The organism is Nonomuraea sp. MTCD27, assembly GCF_041950495.1.
Classification (GTDB): domain Bacteria; phylum Actinomycetota; class Actinomycetes; order Streptosporangiales; family Streptosporangiaceae; genus Nonomuraea.
This window is the reverse complement of record NZ_JBGNUW010000078.1, coordinates 1-906: the sequence shown is the minus strand read 5'-3', so window position 1 is coordinate 906 and position 906 is coordinate 1. Positions and strand designations below refer to the sequence as shown.

Below are 906 nucleotides of genomic sequence, written 5' to 3'. Positions count from 1 at the left end.
CCATCTCGCCGTTGTCGGTGCACGGACCGTCGGCGATGACCTGGTTGACCTCCACCCGGTCGCCCTCGGCCACGATCGGCTTCTGGTTGAACGAGGTGCCCTGGTTGGACCGCTTGAACTTGGCCACCCGGTAGGTCGTCCGGGTGCCGTCGTCGTTCATGACGGTGATGTAGTCGGCGGAGACCTCCTCCACCACACCGGCCTTCTCGGCGCTGATCACGTCGCCGGCGTCGGTCGCGGCACGGTATTCCATGCCGGTGCCGACCAGCGGCGCCTCGCTCTTGAGCAGCGGCACCGACTGGCGCTGCATGTTGGAGCCCATGAGCGCGCGGTTGGCGTCGTCGTGCTCGAGGAAGGGGATCATCGCGGTGGCCACCGACACCATCTGGCGCGGCGACACGTCGATGTAGTCGACCTCCTCGGCACGGGCGAGCTCGGTCTCACCGCCCTTGGTGCGGACCAGGACGCGCGATTCGGCGAACGACCCGTCGGCGTTGAGCACCGTGTTGGCCTGCGCCTTGACGTAGCGGTCTTCCTCGTCGGCGGTGAGGTAGTCGATCTGGTCGGTCACCTTGCCGTCGACGACCTTGCGGTAGGGCGTCTCCACGAAGCCGAACGCGTTGATCCGGCCGTAGGAGGCCAGCGAGCCGATCAGGCCGATGTTCGGGCCTTCCGGGGTCTCGATCGGGCACATCCGGCCGTAGTGGGACGGGTGCACGTCACGGACCTCGAAGCCGGCCCGCTCACGGGACAGACCACCGGGACCCAGCGCGGACAGACGCCGCTTGTGCGTCAGGCCGGCCAGCGGGTTGGTCTGGTCCATGAACTGCGACAGCTGCGAGGTGCCGAAGAACTCCTTGATCGACGCCACGACCGGGCGGATGTTGATCAGGGTCTGCGGCGTGA

General features: G+C 67.5%; 1 pseudogene. It reads right to left on the bottom strand.

From position 1 onward, the window contains the following. Positions 1-906: pseudogene (locus tag ACBJ59_RS62795) on the bottom strand (DNA-directed RNA polymerase subunit beta); the annotation flags it as partial.